Source organism: Pseudomonas sp. 1928-m (assembly GCF_029269135.1).
Taxonomy (GTDB): domain Bacteria; phylum Pseudomonadota; class Gammaproteobacteria; order Pseudomonadales; family Pseudomonadaceae; genus Aquipseudomonas.
Genome location: NZ_JARIXO010000001.1, coordinates 229,735 through 254,669 on the forward strand (window position 1 = coordinate 229,735; position 24,935 = coordinate 254,669).

The window sequence follows — 24,935 nt, forward strand, 5'->3', positions numbered from 1 at the left end:
AGTGATTGCTTCTAAGCTGTAACAAACGCCCCTTTTCAGGGGCGTTTTGCTATGTCGTATTCAGGAGAAGCGCATGCCACCCGTTGCTGAAACCATTGCCGCCGTCGCCACCGCCCAGGGCCGTGGCGGCGTGGGCATCGTGCGAGTTTCCGGGCCGCTGGCCAGTAAATTGGCGCAGGCGATCTGCCAACGCGAGTTGCAACCGCGCTACGCCCACTACGGGCCGTTCTTCGCCGACGCCCAGCAGGTACTGGATGAAGGCCTGGCGCTGTACTTCCCCGGCCCCAACTCCTTTACCGGTGAAGATGTGCTGGAACTGCAGGGCCACGGTGGGCCAGTGGTGCTCGATCTGCTGTTGCGCCGCTGTGTACAACTCGGCGCACGCCTGGCGCGCCCGGGTGAATTCAGCGAACGCGCCTTTCTCAATGACAAACTCGACCTGGCCCAGGCCGAAGCAATTGCCGACCTGATCGAAGCCAGCTCCGAGCAGGCCGCACGCAATGCCTTGCGCTCGCTGCAGGGTGAGTTCTCGCGGCGCGTGCATGGTCTGACCGAACGGTTGATCAGCCTGCGCATCTATGTCGAAGCGGCCATCGATTTTCCCGAAGAGGAAATCGATTTTCTCGCCGATGGCCACGTACTCAACCTGCTCGATGGCGTGCGTGCTGACCTCGCCGGCGTGCTGCGTGAGGCCGGCCAAGGTGCCCTGCTGCGCGATGGCATGACTGTAGTGATCGCCGGTCGCCCCAATGCCGGAAAATCCAGCCTGCTCAATGCCCTGGCCGGTCGCGAAGCGGCCATCGTTACCGAGATCGCCGGCACCACCCGCGATGTGCTGCGCGAACATATCCACATCGACGGCATGCCGTTGCACGTGGTGGACACCGCCGGCCTGCGTGACACCGAAGATCAGGTCGAGCGCATCGGCGTCGAGCGTGCCCTGAAAGCCATTGGCGAAGCCGACCGCATCCTGCTGGTGGTGGATGCCACGGCACCGGAAGCCGACGACCCCTTTGCCCTGTGGCCGGAGTTTCTCGACCAGCGGCCTGATCCAGCCAAGGTCACCCTGATTCGCAACAAGGCCGACCTGTCCGGCGAGTCGGTGGTGCTGGAAGTCTGCAATGACGGCCACGTCACCATCAGCCTGTCGGCCAAATCCACCGAGGGCCTGGACCTGCTCAGGGAACACCTCAAGGCCTGTATGGGTTATGAACAGACTTCAGAGAGCAGCTTTAGCGCACGCAGACGGCATCTGGAAGCATTGCGCCAGGCCTCCACACATCTGGAACACGGCCATGCTCAGCTGACCCTGGCCGGCGCTGGCGAACTGCTGGCTGAAGACCTGCGCATGGCCCAACAGGCCCTGGGCGAAATCACCGGCGCGTTCAGTTCCGATGACCTGCTGGGGCGGATCTTTTCCAGCTTCTGTATCGGCAAGTAGGATGGGTCGGGCCGCGTAGGTTAGCTACGCAGGACACCTAACCTACGAGCAACACAAGTCCTCCCGCGTCGCGTAACCCATCATGACGTGGTGCATTCTGATGGGTTACGGCGCATCGAATCATGCCCCGCATCCGCAATACCCTTCCTGCGCCTAACCCATCCTACGTCCTGAAATCCCAACTAATGTCGTTCGGGAAGGCCTTCGCCTGGACGAAATATGCATGCTCAGTCACTTATTTATCCACCTAAGCCCTGTGGAAAACCCGGCCTAAGCCCTGCCTATAACCCGGTGATAAAACGGAGGATAACCGCCCCTGTGGATAACCATGCATTTAATCCACAGCTTGCATACGGCAACTGAACAGGCAGATGGCAGGATCAGCACAGACTTTTTAAACGCTGTAGACACTGAATCCATTGGTCTGTAGCAATCTATCCACAGAAAAGCCGTTGCTAAGTAATAAACATATAAACAAGGCTTTATAAAAATTCTCTCTTTTATTCTTTATTAACCGACACGGCCAAACAGCCCTCAAGCCAGCTGGCTATTTTTTGTGCAAAAGGCTTCTTTCACACCGGCTAAATCCCTATACTTGCCGCCTTTCCCGCTTTTCAACCCAAAAAGCCCCCCATTTCTCAACAGGCACGAGGTGCGTGGTGGATTTCCCTTCCCGTTTTCAGGTGATCGTCATCGGCGGCGGTCATGCCGGTACCGAAGCTGCGTTGGCAGCTGCACGCATGGGGGTAAAAACCCTGCTGCTGACCCACAACGTGGAAACACTCGGGCAGATGAGCTGCAACCCGGCTATTGGCGGGATAGGTAAAAGCCATCTGGTCAAGGAAATCGACGCCCTCGGCGGCGCCATGGCTGAAGCCACCGACAAAGGTGGTATCCAGTTCCGTGTACTGAACAGCCGCAAGGGCCCAGCGGTACGCGCCACTCGCGCCCAGGCTGATCGCGTGCTGTACAAAGCGGCGATTCGCGAAACCCTGGAAAACCAGGCCAACCTGTGGATATTTCAGCAGGCCGCCGATGACCTGATCGTCGAAAACGACGAAGTCAAAGGCGTAGTCACTCAGATGGGTCTGCGTTTCCTCGCAGATTCCGTGGTGTTGACCACGGGCACCTTCCTCGGTGGACTTATCCACATAGGCCTGCAGAACTACTCTGGCGGCCGCGCCGGTGATCCACCGTCGATTGCGCTGGCGCAACGTCTACGTGAATTGCCGCTGCGTGTCGGTCGCCTGAAAACTGGTACGCCGCCACGCATCGACGGCCGTTCGGTGGATTTCTCGGTGATGACCGAGCAGCCAGGCGATACGCCAACGCCGCTGATGTCTTTTCTCGGTCGCGCCGAGCAGCAACCGCGGCAGGTCAGCTGCTGGATTACCCATACCAACGCCCGCACCCACGAAATCATCGCAGCCAACCTCGATCGTTCACCGATGTATTCCGGGGTGATCGAAGGCGTCGGCCCGCGCTATTGCCCGTCGATCGAAGACAAGATCCACCGTTTCGCCGACAAGGACAGCCACCAGGTATTTATCGAGCCCGAAGGCCTGAATACCCATGAGCTGTATCCCAACGGCATCTCCACCTCGTTGCCGTTCGATGTGCAATTGCAGATCGTGCGCAGCATTCGCGGCATGGAGAACGCGCATATCGTCCGTCCGGGTTACGCCATCGAGTACGACTACTTCGACCCGCGTGATCTCAAGTACAGCCTGGAAACCAAGGTGATCGCCGGGCTGTTCTTCGCCGGGCAGATCAATGGCACCACCGGTTACGAAGAAGCCGGTGCGCAAGGTTTGCTCGCAGGTTGCAACGCCGCATTGCGCGCCCAGGGCAAGGACAGCTGGTGCCCGCGTCGTGATGAGGCCTACATCGGCGTGCTGGTCGACGACCTGATTACCCTGGGTACCCAGGAGCCATACCGCATGTTCACCTCGCGCGCCGAATACCGGCTGATCCTGCGCGAAGACAACGCCGACCTGCGCCTGACCGAGAAAGGCCGCGAGTTGGGTCTGGTCGATGACGTGCGTTGGGCCGCGTTCGAAACCAAGCGCGAAGCCATCGCTCTGGAAGAACAGCGCCTGAAAAGCACCTGGGTCCGCCCGGGTACGACTCAGGGCGATGCGATTGCCGCGCACTTCGGCACGCCGCTGACCCACGAATACAACCTGCTCAACCTGCTGGCTCGCCCGGAAATCGATTACACCGGGCTGGTAGCCATTACCGGCGGCGGCGCACAGGACCCACAGGTGGCTGAACAGGTCGAGATCAAGACCAAGTACGCCGGTTATATCGACCGCCAGCAGGATGAAATCGCCCGCCTGCGCGCCAGTGAAGACACTAAGCTGCCGCTCTATATCGACTACGCGGGAATTTCCGGGCTGTCCAAGGAAATCCAGCACAAGCTCGGTAACAGCCGCCCAGAAACACTGGGCCAGGCTTCGCGGATTCCGGGCGTTACCCCGGCAGCGATTTCCCTGCTGCTGATTCACTTGAAAAAGCGCACTGCCGGTCAGCAGTTGGAGCACAGCGCCTGATGTCGTTGGTTACTGCACGTCACGCCGAAGAACTGAGCCAGGGCGCGCTGGAGCTGGGTGTTGCACTCAGTGCGCAGCAGCACGAACAGCTGCTGGCCTACCTGGCCCTGCTGATCAAGTGGAACAAGGCCTACAACCTCACCGCAGTGCGCGACCCGAATGAAATGGTTTCGCGCCATCTGCTCGACAGTCTCTCCGTGGTGCCTTTCGTCACCGAGGCTGGGGATAACTGGCTGGACGTCGGCAGTGGCGGCGGTATGCCGGGCATTCCGTTGGCCATCTTGTTTCCTGAGCGGCAGTTCACCCTGCTGGATTCCAACGGCAAGAAGACCCGCTTCCTGACCCAGGTGAAGCTGGAGTTGAAACTGGCCAACCTGCAAGTTATCCACAGCCGTGTCGAAGAGTTCCGGCCTGAAGTGCCCTTTGCTGGTATTTGTTCGCGGGCGTTTAGTTCGCTGGAGGATTTCAGCAACTGGACCCGGCACCTAGGAAACGGCGATACGCGGTGGCTGGCGATGAAAGGCGTACACCCGGATGACGAGCTGCAGGCGCTGCCAGCGGACTTTCGTCTCACCGCCACCCATGTACTCAAGGTTCCCGGTTGCCAAGGTCAGCGCCATCTGTTGATACTGCGTCGCTCGGTTTAGGGGGAACGCAGCATGGCTAAGGTATTCGCAATCGCTAACCAGAAAGGCGGCGTGGGCAAAACCACCACCTGCATCAATCTGGCTGCCTCTCTGGTGGCAACCAAGCGCCGTGTGCTGCTGATCGACCTCGATCCCCAGGGCAACGCGACCATGGGCAGCGGTGTGGATAAGCACGGCCTGGAGCACTCGATCTACGACGTGCTGATCGGCGAATGCAACCTGGTCGATGCCATGCAGTTCTCCGAGCACGGTGGCTACCAGCTGCTGCCGGCAAACCGCGACCTGACAGCCGCCGAAGTCTCGCTGCTGGAAATGAAAATGAAGGAAAGCCGCCTGCGTTATGCGCTGGCGCCGATCCGCGAGAATTACGATTACATCCTCATCGACTGCCCGCCGGCGCTGTCGATGCTGACGATCAACGCCCTGGTGGCCGCCGATGGGGTGATTATCCCCATGCAGTGCGAGTACTACGCACTGGAAGGCTTGAGTGATCTGGTCAACAGCATTCAGCGCATCGCCGAGATACTCAATCCCAAGCTGAAGATCGAAGGCCTGCTGCGCACCATGTACGACCCGCGCATCAGCCTAACCAACGATGTGTCGGCGCAGCTCAAGCAACACTTCCCTGACCAGCTGTACGACGTGGTCATCCCGCGTAACGTGCGCCTGGCCGAGGCGCCAAGCTTTGGTATGCCGGCGCTGGTGTATGACAAGCAATCCCGTGGTGCCATTGCCTACCTGGCGCTGGCCGGCGAATTGGTACGCCGCCAGCGCGCAAGTGCCCACACCGCAACCGCATAAGGAAATACCCATGGCTGTGAAAAAACGAGGACTGGGACGCGGTCTGGATGCCCTGCTGGGCGGCACCAGTGTCAGCGCCTTGCAGGAAGAGGCCGCGCAGGTCGACAGCCGTGAACTGCAATACGTGCCCCTGGACCTGATCCAGCGCGGCAAATACCAGCCGCGCCGCGACATGGACGCCACTGCCCTGGAAGAACTGGCGCAGTCGATCAAGGCCCACGGCGTGATGCAGCCGATCGTGGTGCGGCCGATTGGCGAAGGACGTTTTGAGATCGTCGCCGGTGAACGCCGCTGGCGTGCCAGTCAGCAAGCCGGCCTGGACAAGATTCCGGCCATGGTCCGCGAGCTGCCGGATGAAGCCGCCATCGCCATGGCGCTGATCGAGAACATCCAGCGCGAAGACCTCAACCCCATCGAAGAAGCCATGGCCTTGCAGCGGCTGCAGCAGGAGTTCCAGCTGACCCAGCAGCAGGTCGCCGATGCGGTGGGTAAGTCGCGGGTGACCATCAGCAACCTGCTGCGCCTGATTGCCCTGCCGGAAGAGATCAAAACCCTGCTGTCCCATGGCGATCTGGAAATGGGTCATGCCCGCGCCTTGCTCGGTTTGCCGGCCGAACAGCAGACCGAAGGTGCGCGACATGTTGTCGCACGCGGCCTTACTGTGCGCCAAACCGAAGCACTGGTGCGCCAGTGGTTGAACAGCAAAGAGAAGCCGGCGGCGGTGGTCAAAGCAGACCCGGACATCACCCGCCTGGAACAGCGCCTGGCTGAGCGCCTGGGCTCGCCGGTGCAGATCAAGCATGGGCAGAAAGGCAAAGGTCAGCTGGTGATCAGCTACAGCTCGCTGGATGAACTGCAGGGTGTGCTCGCCCACATTCGTTGAAACAATTGAGCGTGTAGCGACTAGTCGGAAATCACTACCCGGCAGTTGAATGGGGGGGGAAGCGCCCCTATACTCTGCGCGCATTTCGTCGGCACAAAGTATGCCAAGTTATTGATTTCAGGTGCCGACGCCCGAGTTCAGCTTTCAGGAAAACAAGATGGACGTTCGCACGCCGAATCGCCTGCCCTTCCATCGTCTGGCTGTTTTCCCGGTACTGCTGGTGCAACTGCTGGTATTGCTGTTGCTGGCCCTGGTGTTGTGGCAGTGGCAAGGTGCAGTAGCCGGTTACTCCGGGTTGTGTGGTGGCCTGATTGCCTGGCTACCGAACGTGTACTTCGCCCACAAGGCGTTCCGTTTCAGTGGAGCGCGGGCTGCTCAAGCCATCGTCCGGTCTTTTTATGCCGGTGAGGCGGGCAAACTGGTTTTAACGGCAGTGTTGTTTGCACTGACCTTTGCAGGTGTTAAGCCTCTGGAACCGCTGGCGGTATTTGGCGTGTTCTTCCTGACCCAGTTGGTCAATTGGTTTTCACCCCTGCTGATGAAAACAAGACTTTTAAGACCTTAGCGCTCGAGGGATATATGGCAGCAGCACAAACCGCTTCGGGTTATATCCAGCACCACTTGACCAACCTGACCTACGGTCAGCACCCGGTCAACGGCTGGAGTTTCGCCCACAACGCAAAAGAAGCTCAGGAAATGGGCTTCTGGGCATTTCACGTTGACACCCTGGCGGTGTCTGTCGTGTTGGGCCTGTTCTTTATCCTGCTGTTCCGTGCCGCTGCTAAACGCGCCACTTCCGGGCAACCGGGCAAGCTGCAGAACTTCGTTGAAGTCCTGGTTGAGTTCGTTGACGGCAGCGTCAAAGACACCTTCCATGGCCGCAACGCGCTGATCGCACCGCTGGGTCTGACCATCTTCGTCTGGGTCTTCCTGATGAACTTTATGGACCTGATCCCAGTAGATTGGCTGCCAATGCTGGCGGCAAAAATCTCCGGCGACCCGCACCTGTACTTCCGTGTGGTACCGACCACCGATCCAAACGCTACCCTGGGCCTGGCCCTGTCGGTCTTCGCGTTGATCCTGTACTACAGCATCAAAGTCAAAGGCCTCGGTGGTTTCATCGGCGAGCTGACCCTGCACCCGTTCGGCAGCAAGAACATCGTGGTTCAGGCGCTGCTGATTCCGGTCAACTTCCTGCTTGAATTCGTCACCCTGATCGCTAAGCCAATTTCCCTGGCGCTGCGTCTGTTCGGCAACCTGTATGCCGGCGAACTGATCTTTATCCTCATCGCGATCATGTTTGGCGGCGGTCTGCTGCTGGGCGCGCTGGGTATTGCCCTGCAGTGGGCGTGGGCTGTGTTCCACATCCTGATCATCGTGCTGCAGGCGTTCATCTTCATGATGCTGACCATCGTCTACCTGTCGATGGCGCACGAAGACAACCACTAAGAGCGTTTAGGCGCTCGCAGTGGACGCCCGCAAGGGCAACCAGAAGTACCGATTTTGCTTTACCGCTTTACCTTAGAAAACCTTAACCAATACGACATAAAAAGTCGGGAGGAAAGATGGAAACTGTAGTTGGTCTGACCGCTATCGCTGTAGCACTGCTGATTGGCCTGGGTGCCCTGGGTACCGCCATTGGTTTCGGCCTGCTGGGCGGCAAGTTCCTGGAAGGCGCTGCGCGTCAGCCGGAAATGGTTCCGATGCTGCAAGTGAAAATGTTCATCGTCGCCGGTCTGCTCGACGCCGTGACCATGATCGGTGTTGGTATCGCACTGTTCTTCACCTTCGCGAACCCCTTCGTTGGTCAAATCGCAGGCTAATTCACTCGATTTACGAGTGAATTGGTTTGATGGACAACGAACGAGCGAGGTGTTGGCGTGAACATTAATGCAACCCTGATTGGCCAGTCCGTTGCCTTCTTCATCTTCGTGCTGTTCTGCATGAAGTACGTGTGGCCTCCGGTCATTACGGCTTTGCAAGAACGTCAGAAGAAGATCGCAGACGGCCTGGACGCTGCTAGCCGTGCGGCTCGTGACCTGGAGTTGGCCCAAGAGAAAGCGGGTCAGCAACTGCGCGAAGCCAAAGGCCAAGCAGCTGAGATCATTGAGCAAGCCAAGAAACGCGGTACCCAGATCGTCGACGAAGCCCGTGAACAGGCCCGCGTCGAAGCTGACCGTGTGAAGGCCCAGGCTCTGGCCGAGATCGAGCAGGAACTGAATGGTGTCAAAGACGCGCTGCGTGCCCAACTGGGTAGCCTGGCCGTTAGCGGTGCCGAGAAGATCCTGGGCGCATCTATCGACCAAAACGCGCATGCGGAGCTGGTTTCCAAACTGGCAGCCGAAATTTAAGCGAGGGGCGCGATCATGGCAGAACTGACCACGCTGGCCCGACCTTACGCTAAGGCTGCCTTTGAGTATGCCCAGGCCCACCAGCAGCTGGCCAATTGGTCAGCCATGCTTGGCCTGGCTGCAGCGGTGTCGCAAGACGGCACCATGCAGAGCATGCTCAAGGCTCCGCGTTTGACGAGTACAGACAAGGCCACCACGTTTATTGACGTGTGTGGTGACAAGTTCGACGCCCAGGTACGCAATTTCATTCACATCGTCGCTGAAAACGATCGCCTGGCCCTGTTGCCACAGATCGTTGAACTGTTCGAGCTGTACAAGGCCGAGCAGGAAAAGTCGATCGACGTGGACGTTACCAGTGCCTTCGCATTGAGCGATGAACAGCAAGACAAACTCGCCAAGGTTCTCAGTGCACGGCTCGGCCGAGAAGTGCGTCTGCACGCCGCGGAGGATGCCACCCTGATCGGTGGTGTCGTGATCCGCGCCGGCGACCTGGTTATCGATGGCTCAGTTCGTGGCAAACTCGCGAAGCTGGCCGAAGCATTGAAATCTTGAGTTTGAAGGGGCAGCAGAGCTATGCAGCAACTCAATCCTTCCGAAATTAGTGAAATCATCAAGGGGCGTATCGAGAAACTCGATGTCGCCTCTCAAGCCCGTAACGAAGGCACCATCGTGTCCGTCTCCGACGGTATCGTGCGCATTCACGGTCTCGCCGATGTGATGTACGGCGAAATGATCGAGTTCCCGGGCGGTGTCTACGGTATGGCACTGAACCTGGAGCAAGACTCCGTCGGTGCAGTTGTCCTGGGTGCCTATACCACCCTGGCCGAAGGCATGAGCGCCAAGTGTACCGGTCGCATCCTTGAAGTTCCGGTTGGTCCGGAACTGCTGGGTCGCGTTGTCGACGCACTGGGTAACCCAATTGACGGCAAAGGCCCGCTGAACAACGTCGCTACCGACGCTGTTGAGAAGGTTGCGCCGGGCGTGATCTGGCGTAAGTCGGTCGACCAGCCGGTGCAAACCGGTTACAAGTCGGTCGATGCCATGATCCCGGTTGGCCGTGGCCAGCGTGAGCTGATCATCGGTGACCGTCAGATCGGTAAAACCGCTCTGGCCATCGACGCCATCATCAACCAGAAGAACAGCGGCATTAAGTGCGTCTACGTAGCCATTGGTCAGAAGCAATCGACCATCGCCAACGTGGTACGCAAGCTGGAAGAAAACGGCGCGTTGGCTAACACCATCGTGGTCGCGGCTTCCGCTTCCGAATCCGCTGCACTGCAGTTCATTGCACCGTACGCCGGTTGCACCATGGGCGAATTCTTCCGCGACCGCGGTGAAGACGCGCTGATCGTGTATGACGATCTGTCCAAGCAAGCAGTGGCTTACCGCCAGATTTCCCTGCTGCTGCGCCGTCCGCCAGGCCGTGAAGCCTACCCAGGCGACGTGTTCTATCTCCACAGCCGTCTGCTGGAGCGCGCTTCCCGCGTTTCCGAAGAGTACGTTGAGAAGTTCACCAATGGCGCCGTGACTGGCAAGACCGGTTCCCTGACCGCTCTGCCGATCATCGAAACCCAGGCTGGCGACGTTTCCGCGTTCGTTCCGACCAACGTGATCTCGATCACCGACGGTCAGATCTTCCTGGAATCGGCCATGTTCAACTCGGGCATCCGTCCTGCGGTCAACGCCGGTATTTCGGTATCCCGCGTGGGTGGTGCTGCACAGACCAAGATCATCAAGAAGCTCTCCGGTGGTATCCGTACCGCTCTGGCTCAGTACCGTGAACTGGCAGCATTCGCCCAGTTCGCTTCTGACCTGGACGAAGCCACCCGTAAGCAACTTGAGCACGGTCAGCGCGTTACTGAGCTGATGAAGCAGAAGCAATATGCGCCAATGTCGATTGCTGACATGTCGCTGTCGCTGTATGCCGCCGAGCGTGGTTTCCTGGTCGATATCGAAGTCGCCAAGATTGGTGCATTCGAGCAGGCCCTGATTGCTTACTTCAACCGGGATCACGCCGCACTGCTGGCGAAGATCAACGAGAAGGGTGACTTTAATGACGAAATCGACGCTGGCCTGAAAGCTGGTATCGAGAAGTTCAAGGCCACCCAAACCTGGTAAGCCGCAGCGGGGGCCGCGAGGTCCCCGCTTGCTAACCCGATAGGTGTCAAATGGCAGGCGCAAAAGAGATTCGCAGCAAGATTGCGAGCATCAAAAGCACGCAGAAGATCACCAGCGCCATGGAAAAGGTGGCGGTCAGCAAAATGCGCAGAGCACAAATGCGTATGGCTGCTAGCCGTCCCTACGCGGAGCGTATCCGCCAGGTGATTGGTCATCTGGCCAACGCCAACCCGGAATACCGTCACCCGTTCATGATCGAGCGCGAAGTAAAGCGCGTTGGTTATGTTGTGGTGAGCTCGGACCGTGGTCTGTGTGGTGGTCTGAACACCAACCTGTTCAAGGCTCTGGTCAAAGACATGGCGAGCAATCGCGAGCAAGGCGTAGAGATTGATCTCTGCGTAGTTGGCAGCAAAGGCGCGGCGTTCTTCCGCAACTTTGGTGGCAACATCGTTGCTGCGATCAGCCACCTGGGCGAAGAACCGTCGATCAATGATCTGATCGGTAGCGTCAAGGTAATGCTCGATGCCTACCTCGATGGTCGCATCGATCGTTTGTCCGTGGTCTCGAACAAGTTCATCAATACCATGACGCAAAAGCCGACAGTGGAGCAGTTGATTCCGCTGGTGGCTGATCCGGATAAAGAACTCAAGCACCACTGGGACTACCTGTACGAACCCGACGCCAAAGAGCTGCTCGACGGCTTGATGGTGCGTTACGTGGAGTCGCAGGTGTACCAGGCAGTGGTTGAGAACAACGCGGCTGAACAAGCGGCCCGGATGATCGCGATGAAGAACGCCACCGACAACGCTGGCGATATCATCAAAGACCTGCAGTTGGTTTACAACAAGGCACGTCAGGCAGCGATCACCCAGGAAATTTCGGAAATCGTCGGCGGCGCTGCCGCGGTTTAAGCACGGTTCAAATATTCAGAGGAACCAAAGATGAGTAGCGGACGTATCGTTCAAATCATCGGCGCCGTTATCGACGTGGAATTCCCGCGTGATCAAGTGCCGAGTGTTTATGAAGCGCTGAAAGTAGTCGGCGCCGAAACCACCCTGGAAGTTCAGCAGCAGCTGGGCGACGGCGTGGTACGTACCATTGCAATGGGTTCGACCGAGGGCCTCAAGCGTGGCCTGAGCGTTGGCAGCACTGGCGCAGGTATCCAGGTACCGGTTGGGGTGAAAACCCTGGGCCGTATCATGGACGTGCTGGGCAACCCAATCGACGAAGCTGGCCCGATTGGTGAAGAAGAGCGTTGGGGCATTCACCGTGCCGCGCCTTCCTACGCTGAACAAGCTGGCTCCAACGAGCTGCTGGAAACCGGCATCAAGGTTATCGACCTGGTTTGCCCGTTCGCCAAGGGCGGTAAAGTCGGTCTGTTCGGTGGTGCCGGTGTAGGCAAAACCGTAAACATGATGGAACTGATCCGTAACATCGCCATCGAGCACAGCGGTTATTCCGTGTTCGCCGGTGTGGGTGAGCGTACTCGTGAGGGTAACGACTTCTACCACGAGATGAAGGATTCCAACGTTCTCGACAAGGTAGCCCTGGTTTACGGTCAGATGAACGAGCCGCCAGGCAACCGTCTGCGCGTAGCACTGACCGGTCTGACCATGGCCGAGAAGTTCCGTGACGAAGGCCGTGATGTGCTGTTCTTCGTGGACAACATCTACCGCTACACCCTGGCCGGTACTGAAGTATCCGCACTGCTCGGCCGTATGCCGTCGGCAGTGGGTTATCAGCCGACCCTGGCCGAAGAAATGGGCGTTCTGCAAGAGCGTATTACTTCGACCAAGACCGGTTCGATCACCTCGATCCAGGCCGTATACGTACCTGCGGACGACCTGACCGACCCAAGCCCGGCGACCACCTTCGCCCACTTGGACGCCACCGTTGTACTGTCCCGTGACATCGCTTCCCTGGGTATCTACCCAGCGGTCGATCCACTCGACTCGACGTCGCGCCAGCTGGACCCGATGGTTATCGGCCAGGAGCACTACGACACCGCTCGCGGCGTGCAGTACGTACTGCAGCGCTACAAAGAGCTGAAGGACATCATCGCGATTCTGGGTATGGACGAACTGTCCGAAGCAGATAAGCAGCTGGTATCCCGTGCTCGTAAGATCCAGCGCTTCCTGTCCCAGCCGTTCTTCGTGGCCGAAGTCTTCACCGGTTCGCCAGGCAAGTACGTTTCCCTGAAGGACACCATTGCCGGCTTCAGCGGCATTCTGAAAGGTGACTACGATCACCTGCCAGAGCAGGCGTTCTACATGGTTGGCAGCATCGAAGAAGCTGTTGAGAAAGCGAAGAAACTGTAATCACCCGTGCGCCCGGCAATGGGCGCTTACGGTCTGTTTACCGCAGTAGTGTGTAAGCAGATCGATACGTGAGGTTAGACATGGCTATGACAGTCCATTGCGACATCGTCAGCGCAGAAGGCGAGATCTTCTCCGGTCTGGTCGAGATGGTGATTGCGCACGGCAACCTGGGTGATATCGGTATCGCTCCAGGCCACGCGCCGCTGATCACCGACCTCAAACCGGGTCCGATTCGTCTGGTCAAGCTGGGTGGCGAAACCGAGGTGTTTTACATCTCCGGTGGCTTCCTCGAAGTTCAGCCGAGTGTGGTGAAAGTTCTCGCCGATACCGTGCAGCGTGCTGCCGATATCGATGAAGCTGCTGCTCAGGAAGCCCTTCGGGCTGCCGAGAATGCCTTGAATGAGAAGGGCGCGGAGTTCGATTACGGTTCCGCAGCCGCTCACCTGGCTGAGGTCGCGGCTCAGCTGCGTACCGTTCAGCAGTTGCGCAAGAAGTTCGGCGGTTAATTCCGGCGCTTCATCGCAAACGAGTAAAAGGGTAGCCTTGGCTACCCTTTTTCTTTGCCTGTCATTTAGCAGGTAGCCCGGATGCAATCCGGGACGATCACCCCGGATTGCATCCGGGCTACTCAATAGGATTTGCCCTCCATGTCGCTCGATATCGTTATCCTCGCCGCCGGCCAAGGCACCCGCATGCGTTCTGCCTTGCCGAAAGTTCTGCACCCGGTTGCCGGCAAAGCCATGCTTGGCCATGTGATCGACACCGCCCGCCTGCTGAAACCGCAAGGCATTCATGTGGTAATCGGCCATGGCGCGGAACGGGTGCGCGAGCGACTGGCGGCGGATGACCTGAATTTCGTGCTGCAGAGCGAGCAGCTCGGCACTGGCCATGCCGTGGCTCAAGCGCTGCCGGCATTGAGCGCCGAGCGCGTGCTGATTCTCTACGGTGATGTGCCGCTGATTGAAGTGGAAACCTTGCAGCGCCTGCTGCAACAAGTCAGCGAGCAGCAGCTGGGGTTGCTCACGGTCAATCTGAAAGACCCGACCGGTTACGGTCGCATCGTTCGCGATGACAGCGGCGTGGTGAAAGCCATCGTCGAGCACAAGGACGCCAGCACCGAGCAGCGCCTGATCAGTGAAGGCAATACCGGCATCCTCGCCGTACCGGGAAAAAAACTGGGCGACTGGCTCGGTCGTCTATCCAACAGCAACGCCCAGGGCGAGTACTACCTCACCGACGTGATCGCCATGGCCGTGGCCGACGGCCTGGTAGTCGCCACCGAGCAGGCGACTGACGAGATGGAAGTGCTGGGCGCCAACGACCGTATCCAGCTTTCGCAGCTGGAGCGCCACTACCAGTACCGCGCCGCCCGCCGCCTGATGCTGCAGGGCGTGACCCTGATCGACCCGGCGCGTTTTGACCTGCGTGGTGAAGTCACGGTAGGCCGTGATGTGTCTATCGATATCAACGTGATACTCGAAGGCCAGGTTGTTATCGAGGAAGGTGTGCAGATCGGGCCGAACTGCGTGATCAAAAACTCGATCCTGCGCAAAGGTGCCATCGTCAAAGCCAACAGCCATCTGGAAGGTGCCGAAGTGGGTGAGGGTGCCGATTGCGGTCCGTTCGCTCGCCTGCGTCCGGGTTCGGTGCTGGGCGCCAAAGCCCATGTGGGTAACTTCGTCGAACTGAAGAACGCCAAGCTGGGCGAGGGTGCTAAAGCCGGACACCTGTCTTACCTAGGCGATGCCGAGATCGGCGCGCGCAGCAATATCGGCGCCGGCACCATCACCTGCAATTACGACGGTGCCAACAAGTTCAAGACCGTAATGGGTGAGGACGTGTTTATCGGCTCCAACAGCGCCCTGGTCGCCCCCGTGACGCTGGGTGATCGCGCCACCACTGGCGCCGGTTCGGTGATTACCGGCGACGTGCCGGATAACACCCTGGCCGTTGGGCGCGCGAAGCAGCGCAATATCGAAGGCTGGAAGCGTCCAGTGAAAATCACCAAGTAAGCTGCTGTGACGGCTGCTTGAGCAGCAGCATAAGAGGCGGCCTTGGCCGCCTTTTATCGTTTTCAGGCTTGACGAAAAAGCTTCATTAGGTTTTGATTCGCGCAATTATCTTTCGAATCGAAACTTAGCATGTCGAAACGCAACACTCCGCAACGTCGTCACACCATTCTTGCCCTGCTCGCCGAGCAGGGTGAAGTGAGCGTGGATGAGTTGTCGAAAGCCTTCGCCACCTCCGAAGTGACCATTCGCAAAGACCTCGCCGCCCTGGAAAAAAGCGGCCTGCTGCTGCGCCGTTACGGCGGTGCGGTGCCCATGCCGCAGGAGCTGATCAGCGATATCCAGCCGATCTCCCAGTACAAGCAGGCCATCGCCCGCGCCGGTGTGGCGCGCATTCGCGAACATGCGCGGATCATTATCGACAGCGGCACCACCACCGCGGCGATGATCCCGCAGCTCGGCCACAAGCCTGGCCTGGTGGTGATGACCAACTCGCTGAACGTGGCCCGCGCCATCAGTGAGCTGGAGCATGAGCCGGTGCTGCTGATGACCGGCGGCACCTGGGACCCGCATTCCGAGTCGTTCCAGGGCCAGGTCGCCGAACAGGTGCTGCGCTCTTACGACTTCGACCAGCTGTTTATTGGCGCCGATGGCATCGACCTTAACCGTGGCACCACCACCTTTAATGAATTGCTCGGGCTTAGCCGGGTGATGGCGGATGTGGCGCGTGAAGTGGTGGTGATGGTCGAGAGCGACAAGATTGGCCGCAAGATTCCTAACCTGGAGCTGCCCTGGAGCGGCATCCATACCCTGATAACCGACGAGCGCCTCAGCCCTGAGGCCCGTGAACAATTGACCCAGCGCGGCATCAAGCTGATCTGCGCGGCTGTTGAAGCTTAAGGAGAAGATTATGTGTGGAATCGTAGGTGCAGTCGCCGAACGCAATATCACCGCTGTGCTGGTTGAAGGCCTCAAGCGCCTGGAATACCGCGGTTACGACAGCGCCGGTGTGGCGTTGCTGACGGATAAAGGCGACCTCGACCGTCGCCGCCGCGTGGGCAAGGTCAGTGAGCTGGAAAGCGCGCTGAGCGCCGAACCGCTGGCCGGCCGCCTGGGTATCGCGCACACCCGTTGGGCCACCCACGGCGCACCTAGCGAGCGCAATGCCCACCCGCATTTCTCCAGCCATGATCTGGCGGTGGTGCACAACGGCATTATCGAGAACCACGAAGAACTGCGCGCCCAGCTCAAGGGTCTGGGTTACGTGTTCAGCTCCGATACTGACACCGAAGTGATCGTGCACCTGCTCGACCACAAGCTGAAAACTCAGCCGGACCTGACCGCAGCACTCAAAGAAGCGGTCAAGGAACTGCATGGAGCCTACGGCCTGGCGGTGATCAGCGCCAAGCAGCCGGATCGCCTGCTCGCCGCCCGCAGCGGCAGCCCGCTGGTGATCGGCCTGGGCCTGGGTGAGAACTTCCTCGCCTCCGACCAGCTGGCTCTGCGTCAGGTCACCGACCGCTTTATGTACCTGGAAGAAGGCGATATCGCCGAGATCCAGCGCGACAGCGTGCAGATCTGGAGCGTCGACGGGCAGCCGGTGACGCGCGAGAGCGTGCAATACCACGAAGGTGCGGAAGCCGCCGACAAGGGCGAGTACCGCCACTTTATGCTCAAGGAAATCCATGAGCAGCCCAAGGTGGTGCAGCGCACCCTGGAAAGCCGCCTGGGTTCCGACCACGTACTGGTTCAGGCCTTCGGCCCGCAGGCCGCCGAGTTGTTCGCCAAGGTGCGCAACGTGCAGATCGTTGCCTGCGGCACCAGTTATCACGCCGGTATGGTCGCCCGTTATTGGCTGGAAGGCCTGGCCGGTATCCCCTGCCAGATCGAAGTGGCCAGCGAGTTCCGCTACCGCAAGGTGGTGGTGCAGCCGGACACCCTGTTTGTAAGCATCTCCCAGTCCGGCGAAACCGCCGACACCCTGGCAGCCCTGCGTAATGCCAAGGAGCATGCGCCTGGCCAGGGCGGTTACCTGGCCAGCCTGGCGATCTGCAACGTCGGCATCAGCTCCCTGGTGCGCGAATCTGACCTGACCCTGCTGACCCAGGCCGGCCCGGAAATCGGCGTGGCGTCGACCAAGGCCTTCACCACCCAGCTGGTCGCGCTGATGCTGCTGACCCTGTCCCTCGGTCAGGTGCGTGGCACCCTGGATAAAGGTCTGGAAGCCGAGCTGGTGGATGAACTGCGTTGCCTGCCAACGCGTCTGGGCGAAGCCCTGGCCATGGACAGCGTGGTGGAGAAGGTCTCCGAGTTGTTCGCCGAAAAGCACCACAGCCTGTTCCTCGGCCGTGGCGCGCAGTACCCGGTTGCAATGGAAGGCGCGCTCAAACTCAAGGAAATTTCCTATATCCACGCCGAAGCCTACCCGGCTGGCGAGCTTAAGCACGGCCCGCTGGCGTTGGTCGACAGCGATATGCCGGTGGTCACCGTGGCACCGAACAACGAGCTGCTGGAAAAGCTCAAATCCAACCTGCAGGAAGTGCGCGCCCGTGGTGGCGAGCTGGTGGTGTTTGCCGACGAGCAGGCCGGTATGAGCAATGGCGAGGGCACCCACGTGGTGAACATGCCGCATATCCACGACGCCCTGGCGCCGATCCTCTACACCATTCCGCTGCAACTGCTGTCGTACTACGTCGCCGTGCTCAAGGGCACCGACGTCGACCAGCCGCGCAATTTGGCCAAGAGCGTCACGGTTGAGTAAGCAGGAGCCAGCTGATGCGGCGTGAAGATATAAAGAGCAAGCAGGCGCAAGGCGTGCTCTTTGATACCCATATCATCGCCAACCCGGCCAATACCCGGGAATGGATCGTGCTGTTGAAGAAAGGCGCAGGCACCAGCTTCTTTCTGGTCGATGACCAGGAGCAGGTGGAGTCCTTCGCCGACCTCAATGGCCTGATCGAAGAGCTGCGCCTACTCGGCATCAAGGGTGCGGAAATTCATCTCTAAGCTAGTCGTCCGCTGACCTGAACAGGTGCCGATGCTCGGCGTTGTACAGCGCCGAGTCGGCGAACTGTTCGGCGTGCAGCACGCGGCCGACGAGGATCAGCGCGGTGCGGCGAAAGCCTTTGGCGCGCACCTGTTCTTCGATGGTGGCCAGGGTGCCGCTGACCCAATCCTGATCCGGCCAGCTGGCGCGATGGACCACGGCAATCGGGCAATCCGCGCCGTAATGCGGCAGTAGCTCAGTGACGATCTTGCTCAGATGCATCACGCCCAGGTGGATGGCCATGGTCGCGCCGTGGCGGGCCAGGTCGCCCAATGCCTCGCCCGCTGGCATATTCGACTTGCTCGCGTAGCGCGTGAGAATCAGCGTCTGCGACACCTCGGGCAAGGTCAGCTCGCTTTCCAGCAGGGCAGCGCAGGCCGCAGTGGCGGTCACCCCGGGGATGATCTCGAAGGCAATGCCCAGCCGGCGTAGGTGGCGGATCTGCTCGCCAATCGCGCCGTACAGCGAGGGGTCGCCGGAGTGCACGCGGGCCACATCCTGGCCTTTGTCATCGGCTTGGCTAATCAGCTCGATGATTTCATCCAGATGCAGCTCGGCGGTGTTGATCACCTGCTCGGCGTTATGGCCTTCGAGCACTGCTGCTGGCACCAGCGAACCGGCATAGAGAATCACCGGGCAGCTGCGTAGCAGGCGCTGGCCTTTGACGGTGATCAGCTCGGGGTCGCCGGGGCCGGCGCCGATAAAGTAAACGGTCATGACAGATCCTTGGGTGCAATCGACGCCAGCGCACAGGTGGCGCTGGCGTTGCGGGTTTTCTCGCCGAGCAGACGGGCCGGTTGGCCGCTCAGGCGTTCCGCCAGGGCCAGGGCGCAGGGTTCGGCGACGGCAGGACTGCCGGTGGCGGTCAGGGTGAGCGACGAACCTTGCACTAGGAGCTGATAGGGCAGCAGTTCTTCCGCACTAAAACAGCTCAACCGCAAACCGAGGCGCTGAGCCAGTGCCAGCAGGCCCGGCTCGGCACGTTTATGCGCGATGCTGGCCAGCCCGGCCAGGTTATCCACAGTCAGGCCGTGCGCCTGCAGGCTGTGAACCAGCAATGTGGATAAATCTTCAACGCTGCAGCCGCTGCGGCAGCCAAGCCCGGCGACCACTTGAATAGTGGCCGCGGGACGAGTATCGGCAGGGCTGGGCATCATCTAAGAGCGCTCGGTGTGTGCAGCGGCGTAGCTCAACATGGCGGCCGGCAGTGGTCAACCGTGATTGACCGGCCGCCATGGCCTGCGTAGCCTTGTCGCGTTCGAGGTTCTTCGTGGGCATGCCCACGAAGCTAAGAGGGAACAAGGTTGATGCCTTGGCTGCCCCCGCAACTGTAAACGACTCGTACCCTTGCGTTGTTCTGCCGCCCAAGCGCTGCAGCACAACAGCCACTGCGTCAGCGCGGGAAGGCGAAGGGAGTAGCCGGTGTACCTACGCCAGCCCGGTCGTGAGCCAGGAGACCTGCCTCGTCACGTTTTCGACAACCGGGCGGGGTGATCCGGTGGTGTTGGCTGACGCCCCGTGGCTGTCATGTCTGTGCCGCCTCCTGCTCGTCTTTCTTTCGACGTCACGCAGGACTCGCCATGCAAACCCTCGCCAAACTTCCCGTCACCATCGTTACCGGCTTTCTCGGCGCCGGCAAAACCACTCTGCTGCGGCACATGCTCGGCCACGCCGACGGGCGGCGCATTGCGGTGATCGTCAACGAATTCGGCGAGCTGGGCATCGACGGCGAAATCCTCAAGCAGTGCTCCATTGGTTGCAGCGAAGAAGAAGCCAACGGGCGCATCTTCGAACTGGCCAACGGCTGCCTGTGCTGCACCGTGCAGGAAGAATTTTTCCCGGTGATGCGCGAGCTGGTGGCGCGTCGCGGTGAGCTGGATCATATCCTTATTGAAACCTCCGGCCTGGCACTGCCCAAGCCGCTGGTACAGGCCTTTAACTGGCCGGAAATCCGCAACTCCTGCACCGTGGATGCGGTGATCACCGTGGTCGACAGCCCGGCCGTGGCAGCCGGCACCTTCGCCGCCTTCCCCGATCAGGTTGATGCGCAGCGCAAGCTCGACCCGAATCTGGACCACGAATCGCCGTTGCACGAGCTGTTCGCCGACCAACTGGCCAGCGCCGACCTGGTGATCCTCAACAAGGCCGACCTGCTCGACGCCGCCGCCCTGGCTGCGGTGCGTGCGGAAGTGGCCGAGGAGCTGCCACCGGCGGTGAAAATCATCGAAGCCCATGGCGGCGAGCTGCCGCTGGACGTGCTGCTGGGCCTGAACTGCGAGACCGAGCTGCATATCGAGGGCCGAAAGACCCACCATGATCTGGAAGGCCATGAAGACCACGATCACGACGAGTTCGCCTCGTTCCACGTGGAACTGCCTGAAGCCGAGGAAGCCCGTCTGCTGCAAGCGCTGAAGGATGCGGTCAGCAAACACGGCATTCTGCGTATCAAGGGTTTTGCGGCGATTCCCGGCAAGCCGATGCGTCTGCTGCTGCAAGGCGTTGGCCAGCGTTTCGATAAACACTTCGACCGCGCCTGGCAGGCCGATGAGCCGCGCATCACCCGCCTGGTGGTGATTGGCCAGACACTGGATCAGGCCGTCATCGAAGCCGAGCTGCAAGCAGCGCTGGCCTAAATATGTGGGAGGGGCTTTAGCCGCGAGCCTTATAGGGCCTGTCGCGGCTAAAGCGGTTCGCCGCCCGACCCCTCCCACAGGTGAATTGCCCATGCATCTATTACGCACCCAGCCCGGCAGCCAGCTGCCGGTCGACAGCATCGCCGACCTCGGCCAGACCCCGGCCGAGCTGGTGATTCTGTGCACCGGCGATTCGCACCTGTCGTTGCTGGCCGAAGTGGCGCGGCAGCTGCCGGCGGATTACCCCAGCCTGCGCCTGGCCAGCCCGGCGCAGCTGAGCAATCACGCCTCGGTGGATCTCTACGTTGAGCAGGTGCTGCAGCACGCCAAGGTCATCCTGATTTCCGTGCACGGCGGCGTCAGCTATTGGCGCTACGGCATCGAGCGGTTGGTCGAACTGGCCGAGCGCGGTGCGCAGGTGATTATGGTGCCGGGTTGCGACAACCCTGATCCGGAGCTGATGGCCTTGAGCACTGTGTCAGTGACCGAGGCTGAGCGGCTTTGGCAGTTCCTACGCCAGGGCGGTGCGGGCAATGCGCTGCAGCTGTTTAACTGCATCGCCAGCCAGTGGCTGCAGCGCGATTATTCTTGGGCAGAACCGCAGCCGCTGCCACGCGTTGGCCTGTATCACCCGCACTTGGCCAATCCGAGCTTGGCCGATTGGCAAGCCAATTGGCAGGTTGATGCGCCGGTGGCGGCGCTGCTGTTCTACCGCACTCAGGTGCAGGCGGCGAATACCGGGTTTATCGACGTGTTCTGCCAGCGGCTGCAGGCCCAGGGCCTTAATCCGCTGCCGATTGCCGTGGCCAGCCTTAAGGAGGCGGCCTGTCTTACCCAAGTCGAGGACTGGCTGGACGAAGCCGATGCCCGCTTGATTATCAACACCACGGCCTTCGCCCTGTCCAACCCGGAAGCGCCGAGCGCAAGGCCCTTCCGCCGCGATATCCTGGTGCTGCAAGCCATTTGTTCGTTGGATAACCATGCACAGTGGCAAGCCAATGCCCAGGGCCTGGGTTCGCGTGACTTGGCCATGCATATCGTGCTGCCAGAGCTGGACGGCCGCCTGATCACCCAGCCGATCAGCTTTAAGGGCCTGGCCTGGCGCAGCGAGCGCAGCCAGAGCGATGTGGTCTGTTACCAGCCGCATCTGCCGGGGATGGACTTCGTCGCCGAGCTGGCGCGCAACTGGGTCGTCTTGGCGCACAAAAACAACGCCGACAAGCGCATCGCCCTGATCCTCGCCAACTACCCGACCCGCGATGGGCGTATCGGCAATGGCGTTGGCCTGGACACCCCGGCGGCGGCGCTAAATATTCTCAAGGCGCTGCAACAGCAGGGCTATCCGGTGGAAGGATTGCCCGAGAGCGGCACCGCACTGATCCACCAACTGCTCGGCGGTGTGACTAATGATCTGGACAGCCTCGACGCGCGGCCCTGCGCGCAGAGCCTGGCGCTGGATGAGTACCTGGCGTTCTTCCACAGCCTGCCGGCGGCCAGCCAGCAGGCGGTGCGCGAACGTTGGGGCGAGCCGCAAAGCGACCCGGTGTTCCGCAGCGGCCGGCTGATGATCGCCGGCCTGCGCTTCGGTTTGACCTTTGTCGGCATCCAGCCGGCGCGCGGATATCAGCTGGATGCGGCGGCGGTGTATCACGACCCGGATCTGGTTCCGCCGCACGGTTACCTGGCGTTTTACTGCTGGATTCGTAGGGCATTTGCGGCGAACGCCGTCATTCATGTAGGCAAGCACGGCAATCTGGAATGGCTGCCGGGCAAGAGCGTCGGGCTGTCCGCGCAGTGCTGGCCGAGCGCGATTCTCGGCCCGCTGCCGAATATCTACCCGTTTATCGTCAACGATCCGGGCGAGGGCGCGCAGGCCAAGCGGCGCACCCAGGCGGTGATTATCGACCACCTGATGCCGCCGCTGACCCGCGCCGAAAGCTATGGCCCGTTGCGCGATCTGGAGCGCCTGGCCGACGAATATTACGAAGCTAGCCAGCTCGACCTGCGGCGCGCCGCCGAGCTGCGCGGGGAGATTCTGCTCAAGGTGCGCGAGGCCAGCCTCGACCGCGAGCTGGGCCTGCAACTGAATGCAGACCCCAACAGCTGGCTGCCGCAGCTGGACGCCTATCTGTGCGACCTCAAGGAATCGCAAATCCGCGATGGCCTGCATGTATTTGGCGAATCGCCCGTCGGCAGCCTACGCCGCGACACCCTGCTGGCGCTGCTGCGCATTCCCCGTGGCGATGGCCAGAACGGCAACGCCAGCCTGTTGCGCGCCATGGCTCGCGACCTGGAACTGGACTTCGATCCGCTCGATTGTGAGATGGCCGCGCCTTGGTTGGGGCCGCGCCCGGCCGTGCTGGCAGAGCTGAGCAGCGATGCCTGGCGCAGTGCCGGCGATACCCGCGAGCGCCTTGAGCTGCTGGCCTTGCAGCTGATCGATACAACGAGTTTCGAATCTGTTGGTGCGGAAAGCACTCAGGTGCTGCAACGCCTGCGTGAGCAGATAGCACCGCTGCTGGATGCCTGCGGCGATGCCGAAATGCACGGCCTGCTCGCGGCGCTAAGCGGGCGTTTCGTTCCCGCCGGGCCGAGTGGCGCACCGAGTCGCGGGCGGCTGGATGTGCTGCCCACCGGGCGCAACTTCTACAGCGTCGATGTGCGCAACCTGCCCACACCGACTGCCTGGCGCATCGGCGTGCAGGCGGCGGATCGCTTGCTGGAACGGCATCTGCAGGATCACGGCGACCACCTGCGTCAGCTCGGCCTGTCGATGTGGGGCACGGCGACCATGCGCACCGGCGGCGACGATATGGCCCAGGCTCTGGCGCTGATGGGCGTGCGCCCGGTGTGGCAGGCGGGCAGCCAGCGCGTCGAGCGCTTCGAGGTGCTGCCGCTGGCGCAGCTCGGCCGCCCACGGGTGGACGTGACCCTGCGCGTGTCCGGGTTTTTTCGCGATGCCTTTAGCAACCTGATCCGCTTGTTTGATGACGCAGTGCAGGCGGTGGTTGATCTCGATGAGCCGGAAGATATGAATCCGCTGTCGGCGCGGGTCTGGCGTGAGTCGCTGACCCTGCAGGACAGCGGCCTGGATGAAGCCGAGGCGCGCAAACAGGCCGGCTGGCGGGTGTTCGGCTCCAAACCGGGGGCCTATGGCGCGGGCGTGCAGAACGCCATCGAAGAACGTCTGTGGCAAACCCGCGAGGACCTCGCCGAGGTCTACCTGAATTGGGGCGGCTATGCCTACGGCAGCCACAGCGAAGGCACCCCGGCACGCGCGCAGTTCGCCGAGCGCCTAGAGCAGATGCAAGCGGTGCTGCACAACCAGGACAACCGCGAGCACGACATCCTCGATTCCAATGACTACTACCAGTTCCAGGGTGGCATGCTCGCCGCCGTGGAAACCCTGCGCGGGGCCAAGGTGGCCAGCTATCACGGCGACAATAGCCAGCCCGACACCCCGCGCATCCGCACCTTGAAGGAAGAACTCAACCGTGTGGTGCGCGCCCGCGCGGCCAACCCCAAGTGGATCGACGGCATGAAGCGCCACGGCTACAAGGGCGCGTTCGAGCTGGCAGCAACCATCGACTACCTGTTCGCTTTCGATGCCACCAGTGAGCTGGTCGACGACCATCAGTACGCGCTGCTCACCGATGCCTATTTGCTCGACAAAAGTACCCGCGACTTTATCCAGCAGCACAACCCCGGCGCCCTACAGGACATCCTCGAACGCCTGCTCGAAGCCCAGCAACGCGGCCTCTGGCAGGAACCGGGCGAGTATCGCGAGGCCCTGGAAAATCTGTTGATTGATAGCGAGGAGGGTGTGTGAAAGAAACACTGGCCCGAATACGAGTCTGGTGGCAACGTCCGATTACCCGACGTGATCGGGTTCGTTCAGCCTGCATCGGTGCCATGGCTGGCATATGGATCGGCTTGCTGGCGTTCATTCTGTTTGACGGTGGTCAGGCGAGCCTCACAGAGCTCGGCATCTGGGCTTTGTTTGGTGCAATAAACTGCGCCGGGTTGGCTGCCTTGTTTCCCCGGGTTCTCGGGATCGTCCTGTTTCCACTGAGCATATTTGGTATCGGCAACTGAGCATGGCGCACAACGGATCGGCTGTGGGAGGGGCTTTAGCC

Annotated in this window: 23 protein-coding genes and 1 riboswitch; of the genes, 21 read left to right on the forward strand and 2 right to left on the reverse strand. The window is 60.6% G+C overall.

Annotated elements, in window-relative coordinates:
- The first annotated feature begins 73 nt into the window (after positions 1–73).
- The 18 genes from mnmE (at position 74) to P3C18_RS01095 (ending at position 18,126) form a co-directional block, all read left to right on the forward strand.
- Complete coding sequence (gene mnmE / locus P3C18_RS01010) at positions 74–1,441, forward strand: tRNA uridine-5-carboxymethylaminomethyl(34) synthesis GTPase MnmE (protein WP_275960028.1); 1,368 nt, start codon at positions 74–76, stop codon at positions 1,439–1,441.
- Between the two features lie 659 nt (positions 1,442–2,100).
- Entirely contained in the window at positions 2,101–3,993 is a 1,893-nt protein-coding gene (gene mnmG / locus P3C18_RS01015; RefSeq protein ID WP_275960029.1) for a tRNA uridine-5-carboxymethylaminomethyl(34) synthesis enzyme MnmG, read from the forward strand.
- The gene (gene rsmG / locus P3C18_RS01020) at positions 3,993–4,640 is read left to right on the forward strand and encodes a 16S rRNA (guanine(527)-N(7))-methyltransferase RsmG (protein ID WP_275960030.1); all 648 of its coding nucleotides are present in this window, start codon (positions 3,993–3,995) and stop codon (positions 4,638–4,640) included. Before mnmG ends, rsmG begins: the two co-directional genes overlap by 1 nt.
- A 12-nt stretch (positions 4,641–4,652) precedes the next feature.
- Entirely contained in the window at positions 4,653–5,441 is a 789-nt protein-coding gene (locus tag P3C18_RS01025) for a ParA family protein (RefSeq protein ID WP_090254191.1), read from the forward strand.
- 10 nt (positions 5,442–5,451) lie between these two features.
- Positions 5,452–6,324, forward strand: a complete 873-nt coding sequence (locus tag P3C18_RS01030) for a ParB/RepB/Spo0J family partition protein (RefSeq protein WP_090378678.1) — start codon at positions 5,452–5,454, stop codon at positions 6,322–6,324.
- A gap of 157 nt (positions 6,325–6,481) precedes the next feature.
- On the forward strand, positions 6,482–6,889 hold the full coding sequence (locus tag P3C18_RS01035; protein ID WP_275960031.1) for a F0F1 ATP synthase subunit I: 408 nt from the start codon (positions 6,482–6,484) through the stop codon (positions 6,887–6,889).
- 14 nt (positions 6,890–6,903) lie between these two features.
- Complete coding sequence (gene atpB, locus P3C18_RS01040) at positions 6,904–7,773, forward strand: F0F1 ATP synthase subunit A (RefSeq protein WP_275960032.1); 870 nt, start codon at positions 6,904–6,906, stop codon at positions 7,771–7,773.
- A 116-nt stretch (positions 7,774–7,889) separates the two neighbouring features.
- Complete coding sequence (atpE, locus tag P3C18_RS01045; RefSeq protein WP_003097235.1) at positions 7,890–8,147, forward strand: F0F1 ATP synthase subunit C; 258 nt, start codon at positions 7,890–7,892, stop codon at positions 8,145–8,147.
- A gap of 57 nt (positions 8,148–8,204) precedes the next feature.
- Positions 8,205–8,675 (forward strand): F0F1 ATP synthase subunit B, encoded by a 471-nt coding sequence (locus P3C18_RS01050; protein WP_275960033.1) that lies wholly within the window; start codon positions 8,205–8,207, stop codon positions 8,673–8,675.
- 15 nt (positions 8,676–8,690) lie between these two features.
- Positions 8,691–9,227 (forward strand): F0F1 ATP synthase subunit delta, encoded by a 537-nt coding sequence (locus P3C18_RS01055; protein WP_090378664.1) that lies wholly within the window; start codon positions 8,691–8,693, stop codon positions 9,225–9,227.
- Between the two features lie 21 nt (positions 9,228–9,248).
- Entirely contained in the window at positions 9,249–10,793 is a 1,545-nt protein-coding gene (gene atpA, locus P3C18_RS01060) for a F0F1 ATP synthase subunit alpha (protein WP_275960034.1), read from the forward strand.
- Between the two features lie 50 nt (positions 10,794–10,843).
- Complete coding sequence (gene atpG / locus P3C18_RS01065; RefSeq protein WP_090378658.1) at positions 10,844–11,704, forward strand: F0F1 ATP synthase subunit gamma; 861 nt, start codon at positions 10,844–10,846, stop codon at positions 11,702–11,704.
- Between the two features lie 30 nt (positions 11,705–11,734).
- The gene (atpD, locus tag P3C18_RS01070) at positions 11,735–13,111 is read left to right on the forward strand and encodes a F0F1 ATP synthase subunit beta (RefSeq protein WP_090378655.1); all 1,377 of its coding nucleotides are present in this window, start codon (positions 11,735–11,737) and stop codon (positions 13,109–13,111) included.
- Positions 13,112–13,191: 80 nt separating this feature from the next.
- Positions 13,192–13,617, forward strand: a complete 426-nt coding sequence (locus P3C18_RS01075; protein ID WP_090254171.1) for a F0F1 ATP synthase subunit epsilon — start codon at positions 13,192–13,194, stop codon at positions 13,615–13,617.
- Between the two features lie 141 nt (positions 13,618–13,758).
- Positions 13,759–15,123, forward strand: a complete 1,365-nt coding sequence (glmU, locus tag P3C18_RS01080) for a bifunctional UDP-N-acetylglucosamine diphosphorylase/glucosamine-1-phosphate N-acetyltransferase GlmU (RefSeq protein WP_275960036.1) — start codon at positions 13,759–13,761, stop codon at positions 15,121–15,123.
- A 129-nt stretch (positions 15,124–15,252) separates the two neighbouring features.
- Positions 15,253–16,020, forward strand: coding sequence for a DeoR family transcriptional regulator (locus P3C18_RS01085; protein WP_275960037.1), 768 nt, complete (start codon positions 15,253–15,255; stop codon positions 16,018–16,020).
- Positions 16,021–16,030: 10 nt separating this feature from the next.
- On the forward strand, positions 16,031–17,881 hold the full coding sequence (gene glmS, locus P3C18_RS01090; protein WP_275960038.1) for a glutamine--fructose-6-phosphate transaminase (isomerizing): 1,851 nt from the start codon (positions 16,031–16,033) through the stop codon (positions 17,879–17,881).
- A 14-nt stretch (positions 17,882–17,895) separates the two neighbouring features.
- Positions 17,896–18,126 (forward strand): hypothetical protein, encoded by a 231-nt coding sequence (locus P3C18_RS01095; protein ID WP_275960039.1) that lies wholly within the window; start codon positions 17,896–17,898, stop codon positions 18,124–18,126.
- A 1-nt stretch (position 18,127) separates the two neighbouring features.
- On the opposite strand, the gene cobM is transcribed toward P3C18_RS01095, so the two are convergent.
- Both cobM and P3C18_RS01105 read right to left on the reverse strand, forming a co-directional pair.
- Entirely contained in the window at positions 18,128–18,883 is a 756-nt protein-coding gene (cobM, locus tag P3C18_RS01100; RefSeq protein ID WP_275960041.1) for a precorrin-4 C(11)-methyltransferase, read from the reverse strand.
- Entirely contained in the window at positions 18,880–19,323 is a 444-nt protein-coding gene (locus P3C18_RS01105) for a cobalamin biosynthesis protein (RefSeq protein WP_275960042.1), read from the reverse strand. The genes cobM and P3C18_RS01105 overlap by 4 nt, the downstream gene beginning before the upstream one ends.
- An 87-nt stretch (positions 19,324–19,410) precedes the next feature.
- Positions 19,411–19,647: riboswitch (cobalamin riboswitch) on the forward strand.
- 99 nt (positions 19,648–19,746) lie between these two features.
- Here P3C18_RS01105 and cobW point away from each other — a divergent pair.
- The 3 genes from cobW (at position 19,747) to P3C18_RS01120 (ending at position 24,894) form a co-directional block, all read left to right on the forward strand.
- A complete protein-coding gene (gene cobW / locus P3C18_RS01110; RefSeq protein ID WP_275960044.1) occupies positions 19,747–20,799 on the forward strand; it encodes a cobalamin biosynthesis protein CobW in 1,053 nt (350 codons plus the stop codon).
- A 91-nt stretch (positions 20,800–20,890) separates the two neighbouring features.
- Positions 20,891–24,628, forward strand: a complete 3,738-nt coding sequence (gene cobN / locus P3C18_RS01115; protein WP_275960045.1) for a cobaltochelatase subunit CobN — start codon at positions 20,891–20,893, stop codon at positions 24,626–24,628.
- Entirely contained in the window at positions 24,625–24,894 is a 270-nt protein-coding gene (locus P3C18_RS01120) for a hypothetical protein (RefSeq protein ID WP_275960046.1), read from the forward strand. The genes cobN and P3C18_RS01120 overlap by 4 nt, the downstream gene beginning before the upstream one ends.
- The last annotated feature ends 41 nt before the right edge of the window (positions 24,895–24,935 follow it).